Below are 24,947 nucleotides of genomic sequence, written 5' to 3' on the forward strand. Positions count from 1 at the left end.
GGGACGGTCCCCCTCGGTCCCCGTCCCCGTTTCCGGGTGTGCGCGGTCCCCGTTGTCGTTGGGGACGGTGTGGGGACGGTCCCCTTCGGTCCCCGTCCCCGTTTCCGGGTGTGCGCGGTCCCCGTTGTCGTCGGGGACGGCTGCCGGGGACGGTCCCATGGCGCCCTGAGCAGCAGCTTCGCGAGCGTCCGTGGCGGAGCCCTCGATGTCGACGTCGGCTGCTGCGTCCATGGCCGACACGTCGCCTCGGTCCCCTAGCGGCGTCCCCGTTCCCTCGATCGGCAGGCTCGAGACGGACTCGGTGACGCCGTCCCCGTTGTCGTCGGGGACGGTGGGGGGACGGCCCCCTTCGGCTGCCGTCCCCGTCCCCGACTCCGCACGGTCCCCGTCCCCACCGCCTCGGGGACCGTCACTGGGGATCGCACTCGCCCGTCGCCCCATTGGCTTCTCGGCAGCCGACAGCATCGACGGGGATGGGGCGAGCGGGTAGCCGTTCTGGAGACGGGCGTCATTGGGATCCGGAGCCTTCACCCACGGAGAGGGCAGATCGATGGTCGCGAGAGTGGCCGCGTGCCGACGGGCGGCCAGCTCCTCCAAGAACGCCTGGCGCTGGCGAGAATCCGTGCCGACTTCGGCCCGAGTGAGCGCGGCCTGAAGTCGACGGGTAACCCGGGTGTCCTTCTCGCGATCCGCCACCGACATGCCGGCCAGCTGGGAGGCGAGAGCGACCGCCCGCCGGGACGCACGGTCTTTGGTGATCTGTGCGGCATCGCGGTTGCGGGTGGCAATGCCGAGGCGGGAGAGAAACCGCTCTCGTGCTTCGCGTCCGAGCGTGGCCAGAAGCCCCTGCGAGGCGGCGTCCGGCTTGTGCAGCCGAAGCTCGATGCCCATGGCCAGGTGCCACAACACCGCGGCCATCACCGGTCCGACGAAGGCGCGTACGGTGCCGCCAACCGCGGCCGACTCGGCGTAGGCCGGGATGACCTGCACCCCGGTGATCACCCAGACCAGGGCGCCGGGCAGTCCGGGCGCCCCCTGGGTCTTCAGGTTCTGCCGGGCCATCAGCGCGGTCGCGAACAGCGCGGCCTCGCCCGCGCTGAACATCATGGCGCGCTCCACCGTCCCGGCCATGTCGAGGTAGTCGGCCGCGAACCGCCAGCTGGTGTCGGCGGAGTAGACGGTGCAGTTGAGGGCGGCGAGTGCTGAGACCCAGACCGCAGGGGTGCCGACGCGCCTGCCGTCCGCGCGGTTCCGGTATCGCAGGAACGACCAGCCGGCCAGCGCGAGGGCGAGCAGCCCGAGGGCCGCGACCATGTAGACGGGATCGATGCCGTAGGGCAAGGACATGGCGATGGGGTGAGTCATGCGGCCTTTCGGAGGGCGGCGATCAGGGAGTCGGTCTGCACCTGGCGGGGCACCTGTACCGACGAGGCGTCGTCGTCGTCCTCGGCGGTCTCGTCGTCGGTCGACTCGGCGTCGTCGGCTTGGTCCCAGTAGCGGTCGCGGTCGGCGACGGCGTGGGCGGCGTTGCGCATTAGGTCGCGCGCCCAGTCGAGGTCGAGGCGCAGCGTGTACGCGAGGCGCTCGGGGCTCCAGCCCCGGACGTAGGCGTGGCGGGTGACGGCGTCTCGCTCGGCGTCGCTGAGGTGGACGTCGCGCCCTTCGAAGGCGGCCTTCACCCGGCTGTAGTCCAGGCGCTTGTTGACCTTGGCGTGCCAGGGGCGACGCTCGGCCTCGGTGAGCCCGCCCCACACGCCCTGGCGGATCTCGTTGTCCAAGGCGTAGTCGAAGCACGCCTTCTTCACCGGGCACCGGCCGCAGATCGACTTGGCCTCGTCGATGGCCGAGCGGGCGCGGGCGCCGGGGAAGAACAGCTCGTCGATGTCGTTGGGCGCCAGGCCGTTGCACAGGCCGCGGGCCTGCCAGCTGTGGTCGGCGATGCCCCGCAGGATTGGAGCCGGGGTGTCGTTGGTAGTGATGTGGCGCAAGGCAGTCTCCGGAAGTCGCCTCGGTCGGCGAGGTCGCTCGGCACCTGGGTCGGCTGGGGTGCGGCGGCGCGGGCTCGGGGTACGGCGGCGTGCCATACCGCGTGGCGGAACGTTTCTGTGGAGCAGTGGCAGCCAGGTCAGGCAGGGAGGGCCTGAGCTTGAGCGGCCAGGGCGTCCTCGACGCGGACCGGATGCGGCTCGACGCGTGGTTTGGTGTTCCGGTTGCGGACACCTCCGCCGCTCCGTTCGCGGCAGGGCTCGCCCTGCGGGGCGCTGCACCGCCCGCACGGGACGCTGAAGATGTCGGGCCCGCCGGCGGCGATGGCGGCTTCGCGGGCGGCGCGGGCGGGCCGGAACGGTGCCAGTTCGGCTCGTACGGCGTCCGGGACGTAGGTGCCGACGGCCTTGAGCATCTTCTTCAGGCCGGGCTGGGGTTCCCCGGCCGTCACCCCGCGGTGCGGTGTCGGCGCGATCCGCCCGGCCACAACGGCATCGCGGGTCGCGACGAGTTCTGCCCGCCAGGCGTGCGGGTCATCGGGGTCGGCCATCGGCGTCGGATCGGTGTGCCGGCCCAGGCGGTCCCGGTAGTGGGCGTTCCACTCGCGGGCCACGTCGGCGGGCAGGATCGGATAAGGGGAGGCGACGACGCGCTTGCGCACCACGTCGCGCACATCCCAGCCTTGGCCGGTGGTCATGGGCACGTCGGCGAGCAGCTCGTGCCACATGGCGAGCTGGTCGCGGGCTTCGCCCGCGTCGGTGCGGATAGTGCGGGGGTCCAAGCGGCCGACGTATGTGAGTACGGCAGCAACTTCGCGACGTTCCATGGTAGTTACTCCGTTCCAGTCGGTTCGTCGACGGCGGCGAGCAGGGCGGCCATGTGCGCTTCGGAGCGGGTCATGCCGGCCTGCGGGGCGGGGGTGCCGCCGGGCAGGGCGTAGAGGTTCGGGCGCTGCGGTGTGGGCGTGTGCTCGCGGTCGATCCAGGACCGCCAGTCGGCAGCCCAGGCGGCGGCGGAGCGAGGGCTCCAGGCGGCGCGGTAGTGGCGCCACTTCGCGTCGGCGGCCTGCAGGCCCAGCTCACCGAGGCGTTCCAAGTGTCCCTGCTGCTGGGCCCAGGACAGGCTCGCGTCGTCGACCTGCCAGTCGATGGCCGTGGTGAGGTCGGCAGCACTGCTGCTGTACCTACGGTTCACCTTCGGTTCACTACTACAGTTCTGGGGGTCAGATTTTGACCCGGAGGGGGGTCGGTTTCTGACCTGGGGAGGGGTCAGATTCTGACGAGGGGGAGCAGATTTTGACCCGGCCAGATTCGGACGACGGGGGCCGGTCTCTGACCCTGCGGTGAACCAGATGCGGTGCTTGCGCAGCAGCTCCTTGTCCAGGTCCTTCAGGTCAGGGGCGGGGTCGGCATCCGTCAGGGGTTCGATGTCCTCGACACGTAGGTCGGGGTTGGCCTCCTGCGTAGCCGCGACCTTCGCGAGCCAGGCGGCTGGGCGCGGCATGCGGTAGACCGTGCTGTGCTGCGGGCCCTCGTACCCCTTGAGGATCTCCAGCTCGCCGGCGTCCGACAGCAGGGCCAGGGAGGTGCGCACGGCGTTGCGACTCGCGTTTGTCCGCTCCATCAGCTCGGTCACGGAGGCGTACGCGACGCACTGGGCATCGGGGATCCGGTCGGCGATCGACAGCAGGACCAGGCGTGCGGTACCGCGGCTGGTGCTGCTCTCCCACACCCACTTGCGTGCCTGCCCGCTCATCGGGACACCTCATGCATGAGGCGCGCGAGGATGGATGTCGACGAGCCGGGAGGCATGTGAGCGGGGGTGGCTGCCGCGCAGGCCAGGAGCGCCGGCCTTTTGCGCAGGGCAGGCGGCATGAAAGACTCTCCTTCGTAGTGAAAGCCGCGCCGGGGTGCCCGTAGGAAAGGTCCGGTGCGGTGAAGGTGGGTGATCTCCGCCCTTGCCGGGGCGGGGTGCCATCAAGGCGGTCGGCGTCCGGGAGTTAACGGCTCCGTGGGCGCCGCCGCTGTCTTCGGGGCTATGCGGCCCTGATCGATCGCGCGGTGTTCATGCGGCTCCTTATGGCGTCTGCCACTGGGCGGGGTGCCCGGCGGGGGACGACGAACATATGCAGGCCGTGGCGCAAGATCCAGACCTTGCTAAAGGACTCTCTACAAGTCGCGTAGGAGCACGTCGGCACCTGTGCCTGTGGCGGAGGCAGCGGACCGAGACACGGACAGCGCCATGATCGCCCCAATGGAATCGAAGATGATCTTCACGGTGACCCCTTTCGCCCCAGGCGGACATGGATCGCTGAACCAGCCGACTGCCGCGATTCAGGTGATTACAGAGGGTCACGAGGTTGGGCACCGCAGATGCGGGGCCTAGCCCAGAGCCCCCGACATTGAGGCGCACCGTTGCCGCGGTTGTCTCAAACGTCGGGAGCGTGCCAGAGTGTCTGAATTGGGGGCGGCTGTCTGGTATTGCCGCTGCGGAATCGCGACGCGGATGGGGTGTTTCCACGGTCGCCTCCGCTTTTCCCGCTCGAAGGTCAATATATGGCTTACCAGACGTGACGTATGTCGCGGAGCAAATGTGGCTTGCGCCACGTTGCCCGGCATGCCGCTGCCGGTAGAAACGGACAGGCCGACCTGAAACTGGCGGTGCGCGCCACATGGAAACGTGCTGGCGAGGAAGAACTTTCCATACGCGGGATCAAGCCGTCAACTGGTGTTTATGGCGGGGTAGGGTGGTTGAAGTGACGATGAAGCCCACCCAGAAAAGGATCATGCAAGAACCAGCCGAAGGTCATGTGGCCCCCAAAGGGCTCATGGATCGCCTCAACCGCTTGTTCGACACGGTGCACCCGCCTGACCGCGGCCCCTTCAGCAACGCTGAAGTGGCCGAACTCATGGAGAAGCGCGGGCTGGGCAAGCTGTCTGCGCAGTACCTGTGGTTGCTGCGGACGGGTCAGCGCGACAATCCGACGAAGCGTCACCTTGAAGCGCTCGCAGGGTTTTTCGGGGTGGATCCCGCGTATTGGTTCGATGACGCAGTCGCCGAAAAGACGGTGCAGGAGCTTGAGTTGCTCGTACTGCTTAGGGACGCGAAGATCAAAAACGTTCTTCTTCGCCTATCCGACGTCTCGGCGGACGGAAAGGATGCCGTCCTGGGGATCGTCGAAAGCGTAAGAAAATCAGAGGGGTTGCCGCCCTCAACTGGCGCGTAAAACGGCAGTAGTTCAGTTAATGATCAAGGAAACGCAATGTGGTCTGCACGTAGGCTGCGTCGGCCTGACCTCTTGGCCGAGCTGAAGCTCCCGCACGTCACCAACATCCGCGATCTCAGCGACGAGATCTCACGTCGCATGGGGAGGCGGGTGATCCTAGAACCGCGCGAGTTGGCTCCCTCCATATGCGGAGCCTGTGCCGTCACAGAGAGTGCGTTTCACGTGGGCTACGACCCGCGGACCAGCATCCTGCACCAGGACCACACCATCGCCCACGAGTTCTGCCATCTGCTGCTCGGCCACCACGAAAGCCGTCCAGCATCGGCGCTCTCTGAGACGATCTTCACCAACGTTGGCTCGGGCACCGTGCAGATGATGCTGGGCCGCACCAAGTACGACGAGGACGAGGAACGGGACACCGAACAGCTCGCCTCGCTTCTCCAGCGCCAGATCATCGACCGGTGGCTGCGCAGCGACGAGTCTTCCGGGGACGACGTACAGGACCGCGTTACGCACACGCTGCTGCGCCGACGGGAGGCCCGGCCGTGAAGGATCTGCTCCACCCGATCAGCCTCGTCGTCGCGACGCTCGGCTTCCTCTGCCTCCTGCGGGACGTGACCACACGACGCCGCGACCCCGCCTCGGCTGCGCTCGCCGCCGTCTTCCTGCTCTCAGGGCTGTCGTTCCTGTTCTCCATCACGCTGATATGGAACTACCTCGACCGGGCGCTGGGCACCGTCAATCTATCCGTGCCGCTTGCGCAAGGATGCGTGGTCGCACTCCTGGCCTGCCAGCAGGTGGTCCTCACCTACTGGGGTTCGCCGCCCGAGGTCGCCCGCCGCAGGAGTCGCCGATGGCTCGGCGCCGGCCTGTCGGTGATCGCTGCGCTGCTTGTGCTGTTCGCCCTGCTCACGCCCAGCGCCCCGCGTCCGATCGACTTCACGCTCTACTACGCGCACGACGGCTGGTACGCCGCGTACCTCACCCTGTACGTCACGGCCTACACCATCGGGGAGATCTTCCTCGCACGCGCCTGCTTGCGCCTGGCCCGCCGCAGCGCCCGCGGGTCGGTCAGTGTCGGCCTGCGCATCGTTGCCCTCGGCGCGACCGTCACCCTCGGATACAGCGCTGTCCGCATCGGCAATGTCATCGCCGGAGTCTTCAACACCTCCCTCGCGGATTGGGAGGGCTTCGCCTGGAGCTGCGGCGATGTCGGCGCCATGCTAACGCTGATCGGCTGGCTCATACCCACGATCAGTGACCAGGCCCAGAGCGCCCTGTACCGGATCAAGCAGTACCGCAGCTACTACGGCCTGCGCCCCCTGTGGCTCGCCTTCTACAGCCAGGCCCCGGAAATCGAGCTGCCAATCCACAGGGTCGATCCGGCCCAGCGACGTCGCTTCCGCCGCATCTCGATCCGGCTCTACCGCCGAGCCGTCGAGATCCGAGACGGCCGCTTCATGATCCGCCAGTACCTCGACGCCTCCACCCGCGAGGCCAGCGAAGCCCGGCACAGGGCCCGGGGACTCCACGGACACGAACTGGCCGCAGCCGTCACGGCGGACCAGATCCTCGCCGGGATCGCCGCCCGAGCCGCCGGCACCCGCCCGAATCCCGACCAGCTCACTGAGTTCGCCGACGCCGGACGCCAGACCATCCGGCCCATGGAAGACATCGACGCCCTCCTCGACGTTGCCCGCAACCTGCCCCGTCAGCCCGCACGAGCCCCCCACCTTGAGCGAGTCTCCGCATGACGAACGACCTCACCCACCAGCCCGCCCACGTGCAGCTCCAGGCCCTGGACCGAGGCGAAGTCTCCAGCCGCGAGCTGCTTGACCTCCACCTTGCCCAGATGGACGCCAGCCTGATCAACGCCGTCGTGACCCGCGACGACGGGGCAGCCCGTGCCGCCGCACACGCGGCCGACGAACGCCGCGCCCACAACGAGAGCACCGGCACCCTCGACGGCCTCCCCCTCACGATCAAGGACAGCTTCGAGACCGCCGGCCTGCGTACCACGAGTGGTACCGAAGACCTCGCTGGTCATGTCCCCGCACGCGACGCTCACGCGGTCGCCCGGCTCCGTCACCAAGGCGCCGTCATCATGGGCAAGACCAACCTTTCGGCGTACTGCCAGGACCTACACACCGACAACGCCCTGTTCGGAGCCACCCTCAACCCGTACAACCCCAAACGCACCACCGGCGGCTCCTCCGGAGGCCCCGCCGCCGCGGTGGCTGCCCATCTGACTCCCGCCGATCTCGGCAGTGACCTCGCTGGCTCCCTGCGGCTCCCCGCTCACTACTGCGGCGTCTACGGCCTGCGCCCCACCCACGGGCTCGTCCCGGCTCGCGGCCACATTCCCCGGCCGCCGGGATGGATGACCAGCAGCGACATGGTGACCCCCGGACCCCTCGCCCGCCATCCCCGCGACCTCGACCTCCTCCTCGCCGCACTGACGACACCGTCGCCCGACGAGAACAATCCCTGGGGCGTCACGCTCCCCGTGGAGCAACGCCCGCTCGGCCAACTCCGCGTGGCGGTGTGGGCAGGAGATCCGAGCTGTCCCGTCGATCGGGAGACAGCTGGGGCTCTCGCCGCGCTGGAAGGGACACTTGCTTCTGCGGGCACCACTGTCCACCGCACCGAGGGGCCGGTTCTCTTCGGCGACTCCCTCCGCCTCTTCGAGCAGCTCCTCCACGCCACTGCGACGGCCACCACCGACGACCACGCAGGCGCGGCCGAACTCGCCGCCGCCCGCGATCTGGCCCCGGATGACACGAGCCCACGAGCCGCCATCCTGCGCCACCGGACGCAGACCCACCGCTCCTGGCTCCGCGCCAACGAGGAGCGCCTCCGGCTGCGGCAGTCGTGGCATCGGTTCTTCACCGACGGCCCATACGACGTCCTCGTCACGCCTGCTGCTCCCACTGCGGCGATCCCGGCCGGCAGCCGTTCCCTCACTGTCGACGGCGCCGATCGGAGCTTCTTCGACCAGACCGGCTGGGCCAACCTCACCAGCCATGTCGGGCTGCCCAGCCTGGTCGTGCCGATTGGCCGCAACGTCGATGGCCTCCCGATCGGTGCTCAGCTTGTGGGACCTGCCTACGCAGACCGGACCCTGCTCGTGATGGCCGAGCACCTTGTGTCCCTGCTCGGAGCCGAGGGCGTCACCCCGTCATGGAGCGGATGACCTCCACGTCAAGATGAGCATGGCCTGCACCACGGCCGAGGCCGTTCTGCGCTCCCCAGGATTGCCCTGCTCCTGTACGCGAGCCCGCTCAGGCCGAGAGAGCTTAAAATCCTGCGCGGTCTGCGAGTGATTCAGAGTGCGCGGGCGCGCTGGAAGACGGTGTCGAGCCGTTCGCGCAGCCCAGGGTCGGGAATCAACTCCATGGCGCGGATGAAGTCGTCCTGGGCGGCGGCCAGCTGGGGCCGCTGTTGGTATTCGTGGTCGGCGAGGACGGAGGCTGCAGCCCCCGTGGCGCCGGGTCTGGCCCGTACGGCGTAGATCATCGTGAGGGAGAAGGCGAAACAGGCGTGGAGGAACCCGTACGCGGGCCGCTGGGTGCCGCGCCATGGGGAGAAGTACGTCTCGTTGTCGGGGAACGTGATGTGGAGCGCGGCGAGGGCGTCGTTGAGCCAGTTGTGGGCGGCTTCGTGGACGAGGTCGCGACCCAGCACGGCAGCGTTACCGGTGTGGTCGGTGAAGACGGTCGCCGGCAGACGGGTGATGGCGAAGCTGCGCAGGGTCTGGTCGGGACGGCGCCGGCCGGTCAGGCAGATCACGGCGGCGTGCGCTGCGACGAGAGCGTCGAGGCGGGTGGCGGTGATGTGGCCGAAGGCATCGTCGGCCAGTACGGCCAGGGACTCGGCGGCGCAGGTCGTGTCGGGTCCGAGGACGTGGTACGGGGTGTCGGAGTGCGGGCCCCAAGTCATCTCGTCCTCGTTCGGGGCGATCACGATGCGCGGGCCGAGGCGGGAGGAGTGGGCCAGACGGGATAGAGCGGGCCCGGCGGTGTCGCGGTACCAGTCGAGTGTGGTCGTGTCGCGGCGGCGTGCGGCGTTCTCGGCGCCTTCGAGCCGGTGGTGCGCCAGGGCGTAGGCCAGGGGCAGCGCCTCGTCGTCCGGCGGCGAGTCGGAACCGGGGTGGAGCAGGGCCAGGGTGGCGGCGGTGCGTTCGCGGCGGTGGGTGGTGATGGCGTCCAGGTCGAGGGCGGCGTCGATGTCGTTCATGTCGGGAGGCTCCTAGGCGGCGGGCCCCGATGCCGGGCCCTGGGGGCGCCGGCACCGGGGTCTGAGAGGAGGGGCAGGCCGGTTGGCCCAGCCCGATCAGTTGGCGCTGTCCGCCTCCGGGGTGGCCGGCGCCGATTCGGCGTCGGCGGGGGCGCTCCAGGCGTCAGCGGAGACGCTGGAGGTGTGGGCGGTCAGGCGCACGGTGCCGCCGTCGTCCCGCAGCTGGTCCACCGCGGCGAGAAACTCGCCGCACACATCGGTCGTCATCTCTTCCTCCGTAGGTTGCAGGGTCTGGTCCGGGTGCAGCCCGCCAGGGGCGGGCTGCGTATGGGCGGGTGCATAGCCGGTCAGGCTTCGCTAATCAGCCAGCTGATGAACTTGCGTTCGCGCCCCGAGTGGACCGGCTCGGTGCCGTGGGTTACCTGGGATCCGTAGAGCAGCGCAGTGCCGGGGGCGGGGTGCACGCTCCAGCGGGTGCGCGGCATGGTGCGGAACCAGTCAGCGGAGTGGTCGGCGCCGTCGTGCGTGAACGCCATGGCGGGGTGGTAGCCGTCGTCGCCGTGCTGGTCGCTCCACAGGGCGGGGTGGGAGGTGGTTTCGACGAAGAACTCCCCGCCGTCGTCGGCGTGGTCGAGGACCACGCTGATCCCGGCGAGCTGACGGACGGGGTCGGTGGGGGCGGGGGCGATGCCGTCGACGTGCGGGGTGATGTGTTGTCCGGGCGCGTACTCGACGTACATCCATTCGCGGCAGGAGGTCAAGGCGGGCAGGGCTCGGCGCAGTGCGGGCATCGACCGTTCGACGGCGTGGGCGAGGATCTTGGCCGCGGTCTCGGGGGGCGGATGGATTTCGAGGCGGCCGGCGGGCTCGTAGACGGCCATGGCCTGCTCGCTGCTGTGTCCGGGGATGGAGTGCAGGGTGGTGGTGCGCTCGGTGTCGAATCGGCGCGGGCCGTCCTCGCCGAGGGCGTCATCCACGACGGTGATCAGGGTGGTGATCTCGTCGGGGGTGAGGAAGTTCTCGATGCTGGAGACCGTGAGTGTCTCCGCTATGTGGATCATCGTGCCTCCCGGGTGGGTCGGGGCGGGCGGAGGGCGCAGGCGCATCCGGTGGCCGTCGGGGTGTGGCGGGCCACGTGCGTGAGCGTGTGCACGGCCTGGTCGAGGCCGGTGAAGTAGTCGGCCCATGTGCTGCCGGGGGCCGGGGTGAGGGTCAGGTTGAGGACCGGGTGTCGGCGACCGGTCTCGGCGCTGGTGAGGTCGCTGCGGACGGCGTCCGCGGTGACGGTGGCGGGCAGGTAGCCATCGGCAGCGGCGAGGGTGTGGCACAGGCGGGCGGCGAGCGTGGCGTACTCGGCGCGGGTACGCGGCAGCAGGCCGACGCGGAACGGGGACGGTGCCAGGCCGGTGCCGGTGTGGGCGTGCCCCTGGCAGGAGTCGTACGTGACGGCCTTCCAGCTGCGGGTGATCGTGTCGACCAGCGGCCACACCCGGTCCTCGACGCCCTCGCGCCACTGGGGGTGGCGCGGGTCGAGGTCGTCGGCCGCGTGCTCGCCGGGCAGGCCGGCCGTGTTGATGTTGCCGTGGTCGCTGGCCAGGAGCCGGGCCGGGGTACGAGGGGCTGCCGGGTCGTCCCAGCGAGCGAGGAAGGCGTCGACGTCGTCCATGACGTTCGGGTCGACGGGCCGCCAGTGGGCTCTGCGACAGTGGGCGCCGGCCGGGTGGTCGGGGGCGGCGAGCAGGTGAGCCATGCCGTCGGTGAGGCGGCCTCGGTGGTCGCAATACGCGTCATCGCTGCCGGTCGCCTTCAGCATGCGCCAGCGGGTCGCCGTGCATCCGCCGCCGCAGACCGTCCGGTACGGGCAGGAGACGCACTTGGTCATGAGCTCCCGGCCGGCGGTGAGCTGCGGGTTGGCGTGCTGGGCCTCGGTGATGTCCGCCTCGCTGCGGGCGGCGGCGAGCGGCAGCAGGTGAGCCTGGGGCCAGGGCAGTTCGTCGCAGGAGCCGAGGCGGCCGTCGGGGTAGGCGGTGAAGACGTGGGAGCACTTGTGGGCGGCGAAGTGGCAGTGGGCGGTGTCCAGGCCCTTGAGGCGGCGGATCGTGGCGACGGCCGGGTCGAGTTTGATCCGGCGGAAGTGGCCGGCGTCGATCCAGCGGGCCGTGGCGTCGAGGACGAAGGCGGCGTACTGCGCGGGAGTGATCGCCCAGGCCGGGCCGTCAGCCCCGACCGCACGGGCCTGGAGGCGGCGGCTGGGGCTGGTACGGCGGCCGGTGGCCTGGAGTCGCGTGGTGACGGTGGTGTCGAAGGCGGGCAGGAGGTGCACGGCGCGGACCGCGTCGAAGTCGGCGATGTGGTCGATGACTTCCGCAGCGCGGCCCAGGACGGCGGGGGTGACCACGGTGACGATGCCGCACGTGCGGTTGCGCTCGGCGAGCAGGTTCAGCGCGCTCACGATGTGGGGGTAGATCGCGGTGCCGTCGTAGCCGACGCGCCAGGAGTTGCCCTGCTCGTCGCCGTCCATGGAGATGCCGATGTGCAGGCCCGGGTAGTGGGCGTCGAACAGGTCGAGCCACTCGCCGTCCAGCCGCACGCCGTTGGTCTGCAGGTGAACGCGGTGGACCGTGGGCTGGGCGGCGAGTTCGTCGAGGAGCGCGGCCATGGCGTCCTTGCCGACGGTCAGGGGCTCCCCGCCGTGCAGTTCGATCGCGAGAGGCCGCTCACCGAAGATCTGGCCCAGGCGGCGTATGTGTGCGGGCGTGATCTGGGCGCCGCCGGGGGCGAGCTTGCGTTTCTCGAAGCAGTACAGACAGTCGACGTCGCAGGTCTCGCCGCGCAGTTTGAGTACGACGGAGACCGCCGCGGTGTGGTCGGTGTCCTCCAGGGGCCGCCACACGTCGGTGCCGACGGTCGTCGTGGGGGTGGTGAGCGTGCTGGGCATCGGGTCCTCCCCTTTTGCGGGTGGAGTGAGTGGGTCAGCTGTGGGCACGGCGTGCGGCGGCCTGCTGCCAGGCGCGCATCCGGCCGTCGGAGAGCGGGACGCGGTCGTCGCCGCGGCGTAGGAACCAGCCGTCGCTGTAGCGCTGCGGCAGCCAGCCGAAGCCGTTGAGCCCCGCCTCGTCGACCGGTTCGGGCGCGGCGTCGGTGGGCCAGAGCTCCAGCAGGGCGTCGGCGAGTCGAGCCTGGACGGAGGCGAAGAAGGGACTGTGCGCGGCGGCGCTCACCCAGCGAGGCTCAGGCAGCGCCGGCACCGGCGTGAACGGGGCTTCGTTGCTGCTGAGCAGGCTGGGCAGCCACTTCTCTCCGAGCAGTGCGGCGTCGGCGGCGACGGTCTCGGCCTGCGCGACAACGCGGGCGAGCTGGTCCCAGACCAGGTCGGCGTGCGGATACAGGCCCGCCTGCGCCAGACCGAGCAGGTCCTCGGCCAGGCTCGCCGCCGCCTCGCACCGGTCCGCGAGCGCCCACCGCTGGTAGGCGGCCCGCTGCTCGGGCTCCAAGACTGCGGCTCGGTCCGGTGCTTGGGCGAGCGGACGGGCCGTACGCAGCAGCGTGAGGTCGCTCAGCCGGGACCGGACCGCGCGGAACATCTGGATGTCGTCGCGGGTGACGGTGAACTCGTCAAGGAGGGTGCGCCAGTCGTGCACGGTGCTCCTGCTCACCGCCCGTACGTCGACGCGGATGCCGTGGATGAGGCGGGAGCCCGGCTCGGCGACGGGTTCCGGGGTGATCAGGAGCAGGTCCACATCGCTGCGCTGGTGGACCAGGCCCTCGGCGAGCGCGCCCACCAGCCACACGTCGGCGTCGGCGTACTCGTCGGCCAGGCATGTGGAAGCCTGTTCGGCGACCTCGAGTCGAGTCTTCAGCCACGGCGTGTCCGTCATGAGGCGCTCCTTGCTGCACCGGCCAGGACACCGGCGGCGGTGGTGGCGACCCAGCGGTCGAGGAGGTCTCGGACATCGTGCCGCTGGGCACCGATGTGCGGGGTGGCGATCAGGTTCAGCGGACCGGGCATGTTCTCCCCGGGCCACAACGGCAGATCGGCTTCCTCCACGGGGTCGAGGGCGAGGCCACCAAGGCCGCCGTCGGCGAGCGCGCGCAGGCAGGCGGGGAGGTCGAGCGTGCCGAGGCGACCGACACAGAGCAGCAGCGGATGCCGCTCTCGTGCCGCGTCGAGGAACGCGGCCCCGAACGCACCCCTGTTCTCTTCGGTGAGCGGGAGCGCCACGACGTGGACGTCTGCCCACGCGGGCAGTTCGCTGGCGGGCCGTGAGGGCAGGGTGTCCGGTAAGCCGCGGCGGGCCGCGAAGGCGATCTCGGCGACGTGTGGGGCGAGGGCCTTCGCGCCGGCCCGGCCGACCGGGCCGGCGCCCCAAATCGCCGCCCTCGTCCGGGAGAGAGGCGGAGCGAGGCAGTGCTGCTTCGCGTGCTGGCCCTGGAGCAGGGCGGCGTGCCCGTACGGGATCCGGCGGGCGAGTGCGAGGAGAGCGGCCAGGGCCCATTCGGCGACGGCGTCGGCAGCCGGCTCCGGGTTGCGGTGCACGGTGACGCCGCGTGCGGCCAGGGCGGCAACGTCGATGCCGTCCAGGCCCGACCCGGCCCGGATCACATGCCGAAGCCTCGGCCACTCGGCCAGCCGTGTGGCGTCCAGCTGGTGCCCCGACCGCAGAACCAGCACCTCGGCTCGGGAGGCGAGTTCCGGGTCCGCCGGGGCGAGTGCGGTGATCTCCCTGATCAGGCAGCCGGGCAGATGCCGCTGCAGCAGGACGGTGTCGGCCGCGCCGCGCACGCTCACGAGCAGCGGGGCCTCGCGCACCGCGCTCACTGATCCGCCCCCGCGGCAGGAGCGGTGTAGCGGCCGAAGGCCAGGTCGCCGGCACCGGTGATGACTTCCAGCGGGGCAGGAGCGCGGAAGTAGTCCTCGCAGGCTGCCTTGACGCCGGGCAGCCCGTTCCATGCCGCCGGGTTCGCCTCCAGGTCGGCGTAGTCGTCGACGATCAGCGTGCCGCCGGGGGCCATGCGCGGCACGCACGCGGTCAGGCAGGTGTGGATGGAGTCGTAGTAGTCGCCGTCCAGGTAGGCGAAGGCGATCTGGGCGGGGAGCTGGTCGGGGAGGGTATCGGCGAACCAGCCGGGGTGGATCACGGGCGGGGTGCGGCCCCAGCGGTCGTGGAGGGCGAGAACCTGGTCCGGCTCGGCGTGCAGGTAGCCGGCCTCGAACAGGTCGGGGTCCTGCGCTCCGCGTTCGGGCAGGCCCTGGAAGGAGTCGTAGACGTGGACCGGGCGCCGGCGCTGTCCGGTGGCGTCCAGCACGGCGCGCATCCACAACGCCATGGCGCCCCTGTAGCAGCCGAGTTCGATCACGGCGCCGGGCACGTCGCGGGCGCCGATCTGTTCGAGTTCGGTGCGGATGGCGGGCAGGCGGTCGGCATCCACGGTGTCGTCGTGGTGTTCGAGGAGCCAGTCGTGCAGTTCGGCGAGGCTCAGCAGGGCGGGAGGACGGGGGCCCATGGTCACCACCGGTCCACGAGGACGTCGCGGTCGGCCGGGGCCCCGGCGAGCGCGTCGAGCACTTGCTGGTTGACCCGCGGCAACAGGTACTTGTCGCTCAGCTCCTCCAACGGCACCCACTCGAAGCCGACCTGGATCGGGTCGGGCGGGTCGGACTTGCGCGGGGTGGTGTCCTCGTCGAGGAGCTCGGCGAGGAAGTTGTGCTGGGTCTTGTGGACGGTGCCGAACTCGTCGTTGTACTGCTCGGGGACGTACTCGACGACGAACAGCAGCCGCGAGGCGCGGACCCGCAGACCGGTCTCCTCCTTGACCTTGCGTACAACCGCGTCGCGCAGCGGCTCGCCTTCTATCGCCTTGCCGCCGGGCAGGTTGTAGTGGAATCCGGAGTGGTCGTCGTACGACATGAGCAGAATGCGGCCCTGGTGGACGATCGCAGCCTTGACCGACACGCTGATGCGGGGCAGAGATGTCATGGCTCGGAGTGTTCCTTCCCTCGTCGAGCCCGCCGCGGCCGACTGCCCGGCGGATGCTGGTGGAGCGGGGTTGGAGCAGCGGAGTCGAGCGTGTTCTACAGGCAGGCGCGGGCGGTCGGGTCGGCGATCTGGAGGAGGTCGGCTACGTCGGACAGTGGCGTCCCGCCGGCGGTGAAGGAGCCGGTGGTCTGGAAGGAGGCTGCGACGCTGCGCATCGCGGCGAGCGCGGCGCGCGAGAGCTGGTTGGCGTAGATGGCCAGGGCGAATCCGGCGGTGCCGAGTTCGCCCGGAGACAGGTGCGCGAACGCGGTGGGTACGGTCACCAGCGGCACCGCGCCCGGCCAGGCGGCGGCCGTGGCCAGGGCCTGCTGCCCGGTGGGGTCCTTGGAGTGGATGAGCACCGCGTCCGCGCCACACGCCGCGTACGCTTCGGCCCGCCGCACTGCCTCGGTCACGCTTGCTCCGCAGATCAGGGCCTCGGTCCGCGCGATCAGGGCGACCCCGGTTCCGACGGCGTCGCGCATCGCGGCGATCTGTTCGGTGACCGTCTCGATGTCAGCGAGCGCCTGGCTGCGGTGCAGAGCAAAGGAGTTGACCTTGGGGTAGGCGCTGTCCTCCAGGCAGAGGGCCGCGGCCCCGGCGCTGGTGAGGTCGCCGGCGAACCGGCGGGCCGCGGCCGGGGTGCCGCCGGCGTTGTCGATGTCGACGATCACCGGCAGCGCCGCTGTCCGAGTGAGGGCGAGGACGGTGTCGGCCAGGTCGCGCGGCCCCAGCACGTTCTCGTCCGGCAGCCCAAGGGCCGTGGAGACCTCCAGGCCGGACACCCACAGGGCGTCGAAGCCGGTCTCCACGGCGACCTTGGCGGCCACCGCGTTCGCGGCGCCGATCGCCCGCAGCGGGCGGCGGGCGCCCACTGCGGTAGCCAGCCGCGTCACGAGCGAGGCTATGCCGGCCTCGGTGGAAGTGGTCACGACGCGGCTCCTTCACGGTCGGGCAGCAGGCCGTACTGGGCCAGGGCCTGCCAGGCGGTGTGCAGAACGGTGGCGCGGTCCTGCGCGGCGTCGATCCGGACGACCTTTCCCAGAGCGGGAAACGCAGCCGGCACACCGGCCACGGACTGGTAGACCTCCCGGACCCTGGACTGGATATCCATGACATCCCAGTCGGGCCGAGTGGCGTCCCCGGATCGGTGGGCAGCACGTTCCATCGCGGTCTCAGGCGTGATGTCCAGGACGAACGTGAGATCGGGGACCAGGTGGAGCCGCTCGGTGAGTTGCGCGTACGTCTCCTTCGGGGCGCGGTCGTGCTTGACCATGAAGAAGGCCAGCTCGGACAGCAGCCACCGGTCGGCGATGACCGGGCGGGCCGGCAGGCTGGGGGCGATCAGCCGGTCGGCGGTGGCTTGCTTGTCCGCGGCGAGCGCGGCCAGGTAGCAGTCCCGATTCTCCCCAGTGGGCTGGTACTTGCCCTCCACCAGGTCCAGCGCGACGTCCGGGTCGAGGAAGTTGGTGGTCAGCACGGCGAGCGGAGTGACGCGGAACAGGCCCTCGAAGAGGCGGAACAGGCCCTTGCGCAGCGTTGTCTTGCCCGTGCCGTCCAGGCCCTCGACGACGATGAACGGATAGCGGTCCACGCCTACTCCACCTGCCCGGCGCCGGTGCCCCCGGCGTACTTCGTGAACCGGCCACGCCACGGGATCGACGTCGACACGAGGTCGACCAGCCGCAGCTCGCCCAGCTCCTCCAGCAGCTCGGGAAGCCGGCTCTCGATGACGATGCTCTCGGTGATCGCACGGCAATAGGCCATGCGCACGGCTTCGTCGGCCGCCGCGGTGCGCAGCTGCTCGGCGAGAATCCGCTGGGCAGTGCCGAGCGCCACGATGCTCGTCGCGCTCTGCAGCGTCTCCAGGGCGATCTCGGAATCGACGGGCTGGAGGGTGGTGTGGTGGACGCCGAGGTGGCGGATGACAGCGAACGCGCCCACCCACCAGGCCGACGCAGCGCACACAGCGGCCACCGCAGCACGGACTGCCGGATCGGTGACGCCCTCGAGCAGGGTGTCCGCGATTTCGTCAGCGCTCGCGGCCAAGGGGTTCGTTCCGGCGTTGGCCGTGCCGTGTGCGGCCGGCAGGCGCAGCCAGTGCTGAAGGCCGGCCTGGTCGACCACGGCCTCGGCCGCCGGTTCGGCGAGCGCGGCGGGACGCGCGGTCAGCACGCTCGGCTGGGTCTGCGCGAACAAGGTGACGTCAGGGGGCGGGGTGAGAAGCTGTTCGCGCAGCTGCGGCAGGTGCAGGGCCAGGCGCTGGACCTGTAGTCCGTCGGCGAGGGCTTCCCAGGACCCGTACAGGTTCGGGCTGGGTGGGGAGAGGGGCACACGGGCTCCTTCGTCGGGCGGGGGCGGAAGGTCACCGAGAGATGGTGCGGGCGGCATGCTGACTGCCCGTGATCACGGCGCACGGACGCGTGCAGCCCGGGCGGCTGGCCGTCGAAACCGAACAAACGCCCCTGGGGTGAGTTCTCGCAGGAGACCGCCTCCGAGGCACGAAGGCGCTCGAACTGCTGTGTTGAACAGCGGAGATGGGCTGGTCGCGTCGGCGGTCGTCATCGCACCTCCTCCCGGTCGGCAGCATGGCTGGTCCGGAACCAGACCTGCTTCCCGTGCAGCAGGGGTTGAGTCTGCAGCTCGTCGGCTAGGCAGGACAGGAGGAACAGGCCCCGGCCGCCCTCGGCATCCGCGTCGGATTCCTTCACCGTCGGCAGTGCGTCCTCGAAGTCGGTGACGCTGACCAGGATGCCGTCCGGCGTCTCGCGAACCACCAGCTCGCAGTCGCCCGGAGTGTGCTTCAAGACGTTCGTCAGCAGCTCGGTGACGCCGAGCTGGGTGACGAACTCCAGGTCACTCTTGCGCCACATCCGCAGGAGGGTCCGCACGATCTCCCGGACACACTCCATGCTCTCGGGGCCGATCGCGGGCAGCACCATGTGGTGCTGTCGTACGGGGCTGACCGCCATCACAGGCACTAACCCTCCAGGTGGCACGCGAGCGTCCACGGCAGGGGTGACGTACCGCAACCGGGGCGCCACCGTCCGCTGGGTGAGCTTCGATAATGACGGCCAACTACCCTTTCGACAAGCAGTCCTTGAGGAAAGTCATTCCTCTCGGGGACTTGGCATATTCACGAACTGGCCCAGGCGCTACTCTGGCGTCGATATTGACGAGGAGGTGGGGTATGCCGGTCGAGCCGACGCCGCGGCGCCGGCGCCTGGGCGCTGAGCTCCGGCGCATCCGTGAAGCCCTGGGCTGGACGCAGGAGGAGGCGGCTGCCCGTCTCGGTTACCGGTCCTTCTCCACGGTAAGCAAGATCGAGAAGGGGGTGCAGGGCCTCAAGATTCAGCAACTCCCGCACTTTTTCGAGGTATACGAGATCACCGACCCCGCACTGCGCGAGGAACTACGCGACCTGGCCCGCCGGGCCGGCGAAGCCGACTGGACTCAGCGCTACCAGGGAGTTGTCGACGACCCGCTCGCCGACTACCTCTCCTTGGTGGAGACGGCCAGCAGCCTGTTCGTCTTCAACCCCGCCGCCATCCACGGACTCCTTCAGACCCCGGAGTACGCCAGAGCCGTGACCGAGGGCAGCCGGGCTTGGAAGACTCCGGAGGACATCGATGGCTTCGTGTCCATGCGCCAGGAGCACCAGGACAACATGCTGGAGCGCGACCCGCCGCTGAAGATCTGGGCAGTCCTTCCCGAAGGGCTCCTGCGTCAGGAGGTCGGTGGCCGACCGGTCATGCGCGCACAGATAGAGCATCTGATTAACCTCGCCCGCACGGACCCCAACATCACCATCCAGGTCCTGCCGCACAAGGTCGGGGCGCACGCCGGGATGGACGGACCGTTCATGCTCATGTCCTTCCCCACCGGGCGGGACTCGGTGTGCATCGAGTCCATGCGGGCCTCGCTCCACCTCAACCAGCCGGAGACGGTGGACGTGTACCGGACCACCAGCGACCTACTCAAATCTGACGCTCTCTCCCAGAAGGCGTCGCTGCCACTTCTCACCACCATCGCCAAGGACCTTGCATGAACAAGACCGAACTCAACCCGGCCTGGGTCGAGTCCCAGCTGCGTGACGCCGAGTGGCAGACCAGCAGCGCCAGCAGCGGCGGTACCAACTGCGTCCAGATCGCCTTCCTCGACCAAGGCATCGTGGCCCTGCGCGATTCCAAGGACATCAACAAGGCCCCGCACCTGTTCACCGACTCTGAGTACGACGCCTTCGTCAGCGGGATCCAGAACGGCGAACTCCGCCGCCGCTGACCCCGGGCGTACCAGCGGAAGCCGCCTCCGGTCCCTCAGCCGTTGCGGGGGCACGGCTCGTAGCCGTGCTCCCGATGGACTCGTCTCCGCCGTCATGCGCGCCGCAGCATGCCCCAGCAGCCACCGGAGGAGCGTGTCGCTCTCCCAGTCGACCATCTTGTCTCGGAGAGCCACGTAGCCGTATCGGGAGGGCATCGGTAGAGCTGACATGCCGGCGACACTTACTGGGCCGGGGCGAAGGCGGTGAAGTGCGTCGGCGGATGGTCGATGGGCAGATCGGGGTCCCAGGCCGTGAGGATCTGGGCGCTGCACACGAACAGGCCGTCGGGGAGCTGATCGAGCGGGTACCACGCCCAGTCGCCGACGCTCTCCTCCGGCTGTGTGGCCGGCTGCCCTTGCCAGGCGTGGACGAGCGCCCCGACGGTGACTCGGAGAACGCCTTCGACATGGTCGACGAGCGTCCCGAGCAGTTCCACGTCGCCCGTCTGAGCGAGCAGGCCGGTCTCCTCAGCGAGTTCACGGACGACCGCGTCCTCGAAGGATTCCCCGGTGGCTTCCACGCTGCCGCCGGGCAGTTCGAGGGTGCCGCGGCGGTGGCGGCCCAGCAGGATGCCCTGCTCGCTGAGCAGGATCGCACCGACGCCGACGGCTGCGTGGGCGGCCGGGGCTCGGGTGCTGCGAGCGCGGCTGGAGACGCGAGCAGGCCGGTCGGGAAGGCGTCGGGCGCGGATGAGCTGCTGAACGACCGAGGCGTCGTCGTCCGGGTGCGGGAAGAGGTCGAGGGCTTCGACGCGGAATCCGTACTCGGTGAGTAGGTCCTCCCACAGCTGCGGTGCCAGGACCCACATCTGTGTCGGTAGCGGTGGGTCGTCGCGCAGCAGGATCATCTGCTCGCGCGGTGCCACTGCCGTCGACGGTCCGCGGCCGTGCAGGTCGGTGTGCAGGAGCGAGAGGATCAGCGGAGCGCCGGGACGCAGGCCGGCGCGCAGCGCAGGCAGCGAGCGGTGTGGGTCGATGAAGGCGAGCGTCCCGATCGCGTACGCAGCGTCGAACGGCTCAGTTGTAGTGAGGTACTCGGCCACGTCAGCCTGTACGAACTCCACACCGTCCACGCCTGCATGGGTGCTGAAGGCGCGTTCATGCTGGGTCGGGGACAGCTCAAGGCCGGTGACGCGCGCCCCGTGTGCCTGAGCGAGGTGGACGGCGTGGTGGCCGGCTCCGGAGCCGATGTCCAGGACGCGGCGGCCCGAGACGTCCCCGAGGACCTCTGCTCCGGGTCCGATTCCTTCCCAGGGCGTCCAGTTCAGCCGCTCGGGGACGGGCGGGGTGTAAGCACGGGCGAGTTGGCGCTGGCCGTAGATCTGCCAGGCCCGGGTGTTGGTGGACTCCTCAGTGGGCACGTTTGCCTCCTGGTGGGGGTGTTCCGGGTTCAGGTGTGGGTGACCAGGTAGGCGGGGCCCTCGCCGCGCCGTGCTCGCTCGATGGCGTCGAGGCGGGCGAAGGCGCGTGGCGCCATCAGTTCCTGCCAGGTCGCGAGGTCATGGACGGCCCACAGGTCGTGTTCGGCCGGATCGAGCCGGATCCGGCCGAGTTGCTCGGAGGTCAGCTGTCCGCCGTCGAAGATGAGCCCGACCTTGTTGAGCGGCATCCGGGGTCCGGCGTGCAGGAAGTGCGTCAGCAGGAGGGGCGGCGTGTCGGGAGCGAGTTCGAGTCCGGTCTCCTCGACCGCCTCACGCCGGGCGGTCTGCAGGGGGTCCTCACCCGAGGCGTCCAGGTTGCCGCCGGGGAACTGCCAGAGTCTTGAGCCGTAGACCGAGCGGAGCTGTACCGGCCGGTCGTGCTTGTCGCGGATGTAGAGGCAGCCGTACACCGTGTGGTGGGGGACGGTCTGCGCGTACTGCTCGGCCGTCATCGGCATGGGGCGGCCGGGCCGGGCAGGGCGGTGATCGAAGGCGATGGCGAGTACACCGAGGGCTTCCTTGCTCGGTGGGTAGATCGAGCGGAGGTTGGTGATCAGCTCGCTGGTCGGCCCGTCCGGGTCGATGCGCGCGGTGTCCTCCGAGCGGAGGAGGTCCTCGAAGGAGGCGTACGGGGTGATCCGCTGCACGATGACGTCGAGTTCCCGCCCGGTGTCCCGGTCGTGGAAGACGACCGTGTCGCCGACGGCGATGTCGCGCTTGCTCGGGGATGCCACCCTTACTTCGATCGTCTTACGCCCCGCTTCCACTTGGCGGTAGTACCGCCCGAGCAGGTGCATGTGGTGCTCCGGTGCTGCGTCCCGGGCCGCCGGGACGGCTGGGATCGCCTGCTGGGTGTCGTCAGGCACAGGTGCCTCCGTTCGATGCATTTCGTCCGTCCGGTCGTAGTCCGCGGCCGGACAGGGGCGTTGGCCGCGCTACTGCGAGTGCGGATCGGGCGTGATGGGAGAGGAAGTGGACGAGTCCGCCGGCGGGTCAGGGCAGTTCGATCGGTCCGTAGCGCGCGTGCGGCTCCTGCCGCATCAGCGCGTCGTACCGGTCTCCCGCCGAGAAGTGCCAGAACTCGGTTCCGTAGTTCGTAAAGCCCCCTCCTTCCATGGCGTTGAGCAGCACCGTGCGGTGGTGGCGTGCCTGGTCGCTGAGGTTCGGGGCGTGGGTGAAGCAGGCCCCGTCGCTCTCCTCCGGGGAGGCGTTGACGCGGGTGCCGAGGTCGAGTTCGTGGCCGTCCTGGTCGACGAGGGTCACGTCCACGGCGGCGCCGGCGGAGTGCGGCGCGATGTCCGGCGGCGAGACGTACCGGCTGGTGGCCTCGTGCAGCTGCTCGGGTGTCCAGTTGTGGTGGCCGGCAGCCAGTTGGTCGCGGTATTCGGTGAAGTAGCGCTGCTGGAGCGACAGCGGCCGGTAGCCCTCGACGAACAGCAGGTCGGTGCCGGCGGGTAGGAGGGAGCGGGCGTGCTTCAGCCGGGCGAGGACGCCTTCTCGGACGTGGGCGAACGCGCCCTGCGGGTCCTGCTTGCGGGGGTCGACGCGGAAGTCGTGGTCGCGTACGTCGACGAGTGGTTCTCGGCAGTCGCGCACCGGGATCGCCGCGACGTGCGGATCGGACATCAGCACCAGGTGCATGGAGTCTCCCTGCGATGGCTTGGGCTGCGGCGGCGGGGCGGGGGTGGCGGCGGTCAGATCGGCTTCGCGCACGATTCTGGCAACGGTGTCCTGCAGGGCGCTGTCGGCCGGGATCACGGTCTCCAGGCCGCCGGGCAGAAGGTCCAACTTGCGGTACCAGGCGGTGAGGTGGGTGTCGGTGACCTGTTCCAGGTACGCGGCGTCGGCCTTCGAGGCGTGCCGGGCCAGCGTCGCCTCCAGGGGCACGTCCAGGTAGTAGCAGGCCGAGATGCCGCGGTGGTTGCGCACCAGGGACGTGATCATGTGGCTGTAGCGGTCGGCGTACAGGATCCCTTCGAGTACGACGTGGAAGCCGGCGTCCAGGGCATGACGGGCGATCCTGCCGAGCAGGGTGATGTTGGCGCCGCCGGTGGTGTCGTGCTCGCGCAGGACGTTCCGGCGGATCACGTCCTGGCCGACGATGGCGACGCCGCGGCCGTAGTGATCGCGTAGGCTCTGCGCGACGCTCGACTTGCCCGAGGCCGAGTTCCCGCGGATCACTACGAGGCGGGTGTCGGAACGTCCGGCCGCCGCCGCGGCGGGCACGTGACGGGGCGCGCTGGTCGGGTTGCCGGTCATGCGGGCCAGCCGGTCTCGCTGTACAGCTCGCTGTTCTGGATGCCTTCGATCGCCGTCCGGGTGTAGGGGACGAGGTCGTCGGGAAGGGCGGTGGGGTCCCAGAACTTCCACTGGGTGCATTTGTCCGGCTCGCGCAGCTCCGGCTCGCCACGCCAGGTGCGGGCGCGGAAGAACAGGCCCATGCGGGGCCGGTCCCCGGCATGGTCAATGTGGTGGACGACGTGGACGAGTTCGACGTCTTGGCGCTCGATGTGCAGGCCGGCTTCCTCCCGTGCCTCCCTGATCAGGCAGGAGATTGCGTTCTCCTGCTCGCAGTGTCCGGCCAGGGCATGCCATGTGGACGGTGCGAAGGCGCTGCTGGGGTGGCGCAGCCCGAGCAGCACGGTCCCGTCGGGCCGCTCCAGGTAGAGGTGGACGCCGATGATGTTGGGGACCGTGCCGTGCGGCGAGGCCCGGCGTACCTCCTCGGATGCGGGTTCGCTGCGCGCCGTCGGGAGGCCGGCGGCGTGGCGGCGTACGAGGTCGCTGGTGGTGTCCGCGATGCGCAGGCGGTGGAGGTCGGCGGGTGCGAACCAGGCGAGCATCACGCCCTCGGTCAGGTGGAGTTCGCGGGGGTCGCCGTTCCAGCGGCCGGCGTAGATGGCGATGGGTACGGTCGCGCCGGCGTCGTCGGTGGCGTATTCGGTGGCGAACGGGGTCAGGTCGGCCAGGTCGAGGCCGGCTTCCTCGGCCAGTTCGCGCCGGACGGTGTGTTGCAGGGTGGTGTCCTGGGGCTCTCGGCCGCCGCCCAGTAGGGACCACATGCCCGGCTCCCAGATCTGGCCGGGGAAGTAGTCGCGCAGGTGGAGCAGGTACTCGCCGCGGTCGTTGTAGATCAGGGCCGAGGCATTGGCTGTCTCCGGTTCGATGTGGAGCGGGAGCTTGAGCAGTTTCTCGCGCAGGGGCGGTTGGGTTACTCGGTCCAGGGGACGCCACTCGATGCCGCCGACCTCTTCCTCCTGCAGAACGAGTGGCACATCGGTTGTGGCGTGCAGGCGGAAGAGGAACCGGAGGTCGAAGTGCTGGTGGCCGGGTTCGCCTTTGCCCGGGTGGGCGTCGATGTCGTGGATGTCGATGTCGAGCGGCACAGTCTCGTAGCCGGGCCACGGCGCGACGGCGTGCGGTGGGATCCCGGTCTCCTCGTGCAGCTCCCGCAGCGCCGTGGCTGCCAAGGACTCGTCGGCGGGCTCGGCGTGGCCGCCGGGGACGAGGTACTTCCCGCTTGCCAGGTGCAGCACGTGCAGGACGCGGCCGAGGTCGTCGACGACGATCGCGCCGCAGGTGACGTGTCCGGTGAAGGTGGAGCGGCTGGCGATCTCGTCGCCGGTCCGGTCGAGGGCGGCCAGGAAAGCGCCGAGCTGCTCGCGCTCGTGAGGGTGGCGCGCGAGGTACGAATTGACGGTGGTGCGGATGTGATCGTGCGACAACGGCATGGGGCTACCT

Annotated in this window: 26 protein-coding genes; 6 read left to right on the plus strand and 20 right to left on the minus strand. The window is 70.0% G+C overall.

Features of this window, described 5'->3' with window-relative positions:
• The 4 genes from G3I41_RS14755 to G3I41_RS14770 form a co-directional block, all read right to left on the minus strand.
• Window positions 1-1,365: hypothetical protein (locus G3I41_RS14755; protein ID WP_164400662.1), on the minus strand; the 1,365-nt coding region annotated here is incomplete at its 3' end.
• On the minus strand, window positions 1,362-1,988 hold the full coding sequence (locus tag G3I41_RS14760; protein WP_164400663.1) for a WhiB family transcriptional regulator: 627 nt from the start codon (window positions 1,986-1,988) through the stop codon (window positions 1,362-1,364). The genes G3I41_RS14755 and G3I41_RS14760, both read right to left, overlap by 4 nt.
• A 137-nt stretch (window positions 1,989-2,125) precedes the next feature.
• Complete coding sequence (locus tag G3I41_RS14765) at window positions 2,126-2,812, minus strand: hypothetical protein (RefSeq protein WP_164400664.1); 687 nt, start codon at window positions 2,810-2,812, stop codon at window positions 2,126-2,128.
• A 5-nt stretch (window positions 2,813-2,817) separates the two neighbouring features.
• Window positions 2,818-3,741: a helix-turn-helix domain-containing protein gene (locus G3I41_RS14770; protein ID WP_164400665.1), complete on the minus strand. Its 924-nt coding sequence runs from the start codon at window positions 3,739-3,741 to the stop codon at window positions 2,818-2,820.
• A gap of 1,006 nt (window positions 3,742-4,747) precedes the next feature.
• Between G3I41_RS14770 and G3I41_RS14775 the strand changes: the two genes are divergently transcribed.
• From G3I41_RS14775 to G3I41_RS14790, 4 genes are all read left to right on the plus strand, one after another.
• Window positions 4,748-5,212: an XRE family transcriptional regulator gene (locus G3I41_RS14775; RefSeq protein ID WP_239081635.1), complete on the plus strand. Its 465-nt coding sequence runs from the start codon at window positions 4,748-4,750 to the stop codon at window positions 5,210-5,212.
• Window positions 5,213-5,434: 222 nt separating this feature from the next.
• Window positions 5,435-5,761 carry a hypothetical protein gene (locus tag G3I41_RS14780; protein WP_040256334.1) on the plus strand — a complete coding sequence of 109 codons (327 nt, stop codon included), beginning with the start codon at window positions 5,435-5,437 and terminating at the stop codon, window positions 5,759-5,761.
• Window positions 5,758-6,966, plus strand: coding sequence for an MAB_1171c family putative transporter (locus tag G3I41_RS14785; RefSeq protein ID WP_164400666.1), 1,209 nt, complete (start codon window positions 5,758-5,760; stop codon window positions 6,964-6,966). Before G3I41_RS14780 ends, G3I41_RS14785 begins: the two co-directional genes overlap by 4 nt.
• Complete coding sequence (locus G3I41_RS14790) at window positions 6,963-8,405, plus strand: amidase family protein (protein WP_164400667.1); 1,443 nt, start codon at window positions 6,963-6,965, stop codon at window positions 8,403-8,405. Before G3I41_RS14785 ends, G3I41_RS14790 begins: the two co-directional genes overlap by 4 nt.
• 131 nt (window positions 8,406-8,536) lie before the next feature.
• On the opposite strand, the gene G3I41_RS14795 is transcribed toward G3I41_RS14790, so the two are convergent.
• From G3I41_RS14795 to G3I41_RS14850, 12 genes are all read right to left on the minus strand, one after another.
• On the minus strand, window positions 8,537-9,448 hold the full coding sequence (locus tag G3I41_RS14795; RefSeq protein WP_164400668.1) for an HEXXH motif-containing putative peptide modification protein: 912 nt from the start codon (window positions 9,446-9,448) through the stop codon (window positions 8,537-8,539).
• A gap of 96 nt (window positions 9,449-9,544) precedes the next feature.
• Entirely contained in the window at window positions 9,545-9,715 is a 171-nt protein-coding gene (locus tag G3I41_RS14800; RefSeq protein WP_159392991.1) for a hypothetical protein, read from the minus strand.
• 80 nt (window positions 9,716-9,795) lie between these two features.
• On the minus strand, window positions 9,796-10,509 hold the full coding sequence (locus tag G3I41_RS14805; protein WP_164400669.1) for a 2OG-Fe(II) oxygenase: 714 nt from the start codon (window positions 10,507-10,509) through the stop codon (window positions 9,796-9,798).
• Window positions 10,506-12,386, minus strand: a complete 1,881-nt coding sequence (locus G3I41_RS14810; RefSeq protein ID WP_164400670.1) for a radical SAM protein — start codon at window positions 12,384-12,386, stop codon at window positions 10,506-10,508. Before G3I41_RS14810 ends, G3I41_RS14805 begins: the two co-directional genes overlap by 4 nt.
• Window positions 12,387-12,420: 34 nt before the next feature.
• Window positions 12,421-13,326, minus strand: coding sequence for a nucleotidyltransferase domain-containing protein (locus G3I41_RS14815; RefSeq protein WP_164400671.1), 906 nt, complete (start codon window positions 13,324-13,326; stop codon window positions 12,421-12,423).
• A complete protein-coding gene (locus tag G3I41_RS14820) occupies window positions 13,323-14,267 on the minus strand; it encodes an NAD(P)-dependent oxidoreductase (RefSeq protein WP_203601059.1) in 945 nt (314 codons plus the stop codon). Before G3I41_RS14820 ends, G3I41_RS14815 begins: the two co-directional genes overlap by 4 nt.
• Complete coding sequence (locus G3I41_RS14825) at window positions 14,264-14,953, minus strand: TylF/MycF/NovP-related O-methyltransferase (RefSeq protein ID WP_164400673.1); 690 nt, start codon at window positions 14,951-14,953, stop codon at window positions 14,264-14,266. The genes G3I41_RS14820 and G3I41_RS14825 overlap by 4 nt, the downstream gene beginning before the upstream one ends.
• A 2-nt stretch (window positions 14,954-14,955) precedes the next feature.
• Window positions 14,956-15,426 (minus strand): NUDIX domain-containing protein, encoded by a 471-nt coding sequence (locus G3I41_RS14830; protein ID WP_164400674.1) that lies wholly within the window; start codon window positions 15,424-15,426, stop codon window positions 14,956-14,958.
• A gap of 95 nt (window positions 15,427-15,521) precedes the next feature.
• Window positions 15,522-16,397, minus strand: coding sequence for an isocitrate lyase/phosphoenolpyruvate mutase family protein (locus G3I41_RS14835; protein ID WP_343242126.1), 876 nt, complete (start codon window positions 16,395-16,397; stop codon window positions 15,522-15,524).
• Window positions 16,394-17,059: a dTMP kinase gene (locus G3I41_RS14840; RefSeq protein WP_164400675.1), complete on the minus strand. Its 666-nt coding sequence runs from the start codon at window positions 17,057-17,059 to the stop codon at window positions 16,394-16,396. The genes G3I41_RS14835 and G3I41_RS14840 overlap by 4 nt, the downstream gene beginning before the upstream one ends.
• Before the next feature lie 2 nt (window positions 17,060-17,061).
• Entirely contained in the window at window positions 17,062-17,799 is a 738-nt protein-coding gene (locus G3I41_RS36395; protein WP_203601061.1) for a hypothetical protein, read from the minus strand.
• Window positions 17,800-18,026: 227 nt separating this feature from the next.
• Window positions 18,027-18,437 carry an ATP-binding protein gene (locus G3I41_RS14850; protein ID WP_164400676.1) on the minus strand — a complete coding sequence of 137 codons (411 nt, stop codon included), beginning with the start codon at window positions 18,435-18,437 and terminating at the stop codon, window positions 18,027-18,029.
• A gap of 218 nt (window positions 18,438-18,655) precedes the next feature.
• On the opposite strand from G3I41_RS14850, the gene G3I41_RS14855 reads away from it, so the two are divergent.
• Both G3I41_RS14855 and G3I41_RS14860 read left to right on the plus strand, forming a co-directional pair.
• The gene (locus G3I41_RS14855; protein ID WP_164400677.1) at window positions 18,656-19,513 is read left to right on the plus strand and encodes a helix-turn-helix transcriptional regulator; all 858 of its coding nucleotides are present in this window, start codon (window positions 18,656-18,658) and stop codon (window positions 19,511-19,513) included.
• The gene (locus G3I41_RS14860) at window positions 19,510-19,746 is read left to right on the plus strand and encodes a DUF397 domain-containing protein (RefSeq protein ID WP_164400678.1); all 237 of its coding nucleotides are present in this window, start codon (window positions 19,510-19,512) and stop codon (window positions 19,744-19,746) included. The genes G3I41_RS14855 and G3I41_RS14860 overlap by 4 nt, the downstream gene beginning before the upstream one ends.
• A 221-nt stretch (window positions 19,747-19,967) precedes the next feature.
• On the opposite strand, the gene G3I41_RS14865 is transcribed toward G3I41_RS14860, so the two are convergent.
• From G3I41_RS14865 to G3I41_RS14885, 4 genes are all read right to left on the minus strand, one after another.
• The gene (locus G3I41_RS14865) at window positions 19,968-21,146 is read right to left on the minus strand and encodes a bifunctional class I SAM-dependent methyltransferase/NUDIX hydrolase (RefSeq protein WP_164400679.1); all 1,179 of its coding nucleotides are present in this window, start codon (window positions 21,144-21,146) and stop codon (window positions 19,968-19,970) included.
• A 29-nt stretch (window positions 21,147-21,175) separates the two neighbouring features.
• Complete coding sequence (locus tag G3I41_RS14870) at window positions 21,176-22,072, minus strand: NUDIX domain-containing protein (RefSeq protein WP_343242127.1); 897 nt, start codon at window positions 22,070-22,072, stop codon at window positions 21,176-21,178.
• A 127-nt stretch (window positions 22,073-22,199) separates the two neighbouring features.
• Entirely contained in the window at window positions 22,200-23,465 is a 1,266-nt protein-coding gene (locus tag G3I41_RS36400) for a M15 family metallopeptidase (protein WP_203601063.1), read from the minus strand.
• Window positions 23,462-24,937, minus strand: coding sequence for an NUDIX domain-containing protein (locus G3I41_RS14885; protein ID WP_164400680.1), 1,476 nt, complete (start codon window positions 24,935-24,937; stop codon window positions 23,462-23,464). Before G3I41_RS14885 ends, G3I41_RS36400 begins: the two co-directional genes overlap by 4 nt.
• Window positions 24,938-24,947 lie beyond the last annotated feature (10 nt).

This window comes from Streptomyces sp. SID9727 (assembly GCF_010550605.1).
Taxonomy (GTDB): Bacteria; Actinomycetota; Actinomycetes; order Streptomycetales; family Streptomycetaceae; genus Streptomyces.

Bases quoted from the DNA above. Each gene is read 5' to 3' on its own strand.
- G3I41_RS14800 (WP_159392991.1), bottom strand. From the start codon at position 9,715: ATGACGACCGATGTGTGCGGCGAGTTTCTCGCCGCGGTGGACCAGCTG.
- G3I41_RS14860 (WP_164400678.1), top strand. From the start codon at position 19,510: ATGAACAAGACCGAACTCAACCCGGCCTGGGTCGAGTCCCAGCTGCGT.
- G3I41_RS14795 (WP_164400668.1), bottom strand. From the start codon at position 9,448: ATGAACGACATCGACGCCGCCCTCGACCTGGACGCCATCACCACCCAC.
- G3I41_RS14790 (WP_164400667.1), top strand. From the start codon at position 6,963: ATGACGAACGACCTCACCCACCAGCCCGCCCACGTGCAGCTCCAGGCC.
- G3I41_RS14775 (WP_239081635.1), top strand. From the start codon at position 4,748: ATGAAGCCCACCCAGAAAAGGATCATGCAAGAACCAGCCGAAGGTCAT.
- G3I41_RS14770 (WP_164400665.1), bottom strand. From the start codon at position 3,741: ATGAGCGGGCAGGCACGCAAGTGGGTGTGGGAGAGCAGCACCAGCCGC.
- G3I41_RS14830 (WP_164400674.1), bottom strand. From the start codon at position 15,426: ATGACATCTCTGCCCCGCATCAGCGTGTCGGTCAAGGCTGCGATCGTC.
- G3I41_RS14805 (WP_164400669.1), bottom strand. From the start codon at position 10,509: ATGATCCACATAGCGGAGACACTCACGGTCTCCAGCATCGAGAACTTC.
- G3I41_RS14855 (WP_164400677.1), top strand. From the start codon at position 18,656: ATGCCGGTCGAGCCGACGCCGCGGCGCCGGCGCCTGGGCGCTGAGCTC.
- G3I41_RS14885 (WP_164400680.1), bottom strand. From the start codon at position 24,937: ATGCCGTTGTCGCACGATCACATCCGCACCACCGTCAATTCGTACCTC.
- G3I41_RS14825 (WP_164400673.1), bottom strand. From the start codon at position 14,953: ATGGGCCCCCGTCCTCCCGCCCTGCTGAGCCTCGCCGAACTGCACGAC.
- G3I41_RS14815 (WP_164400671.1), bottom strand. From the start codon at position 13,326: ATGACGGACACGCCGTGGCTGAAGACTCGACTCGAGGTCGCCGAACAG.
- G3I41_RS36400 (WP_203601063.1), bottom strand. From the start codon at position 23,465: ATGACCGGCAACCCGACCAGCGCGCCCCGTCACGTGCCCGCCGCGGCG.
- G3I41_RS14850 (WP_164400676.1), bottom strand. From the start codon at position 18,437: ATGGCGGTCAGCCCCGTACGACAGCACCACATGGTGCTGCCCGCGATC.
- G3I41_RS14810 (WP_164400670.1), bottom strand. From the start codon at position 12,386: ATGCCCAGCACGCTCACCACCCCCACGACGACCGTCGGCACCGACGTG.
- G3I41_RS14765 (WP_164400664.1), bottom strand. From the start codon at position 2,812: ATGGAACGTCGCGAAGTTGCTGCCGTACTCACATACGTCGGCCGCTTG.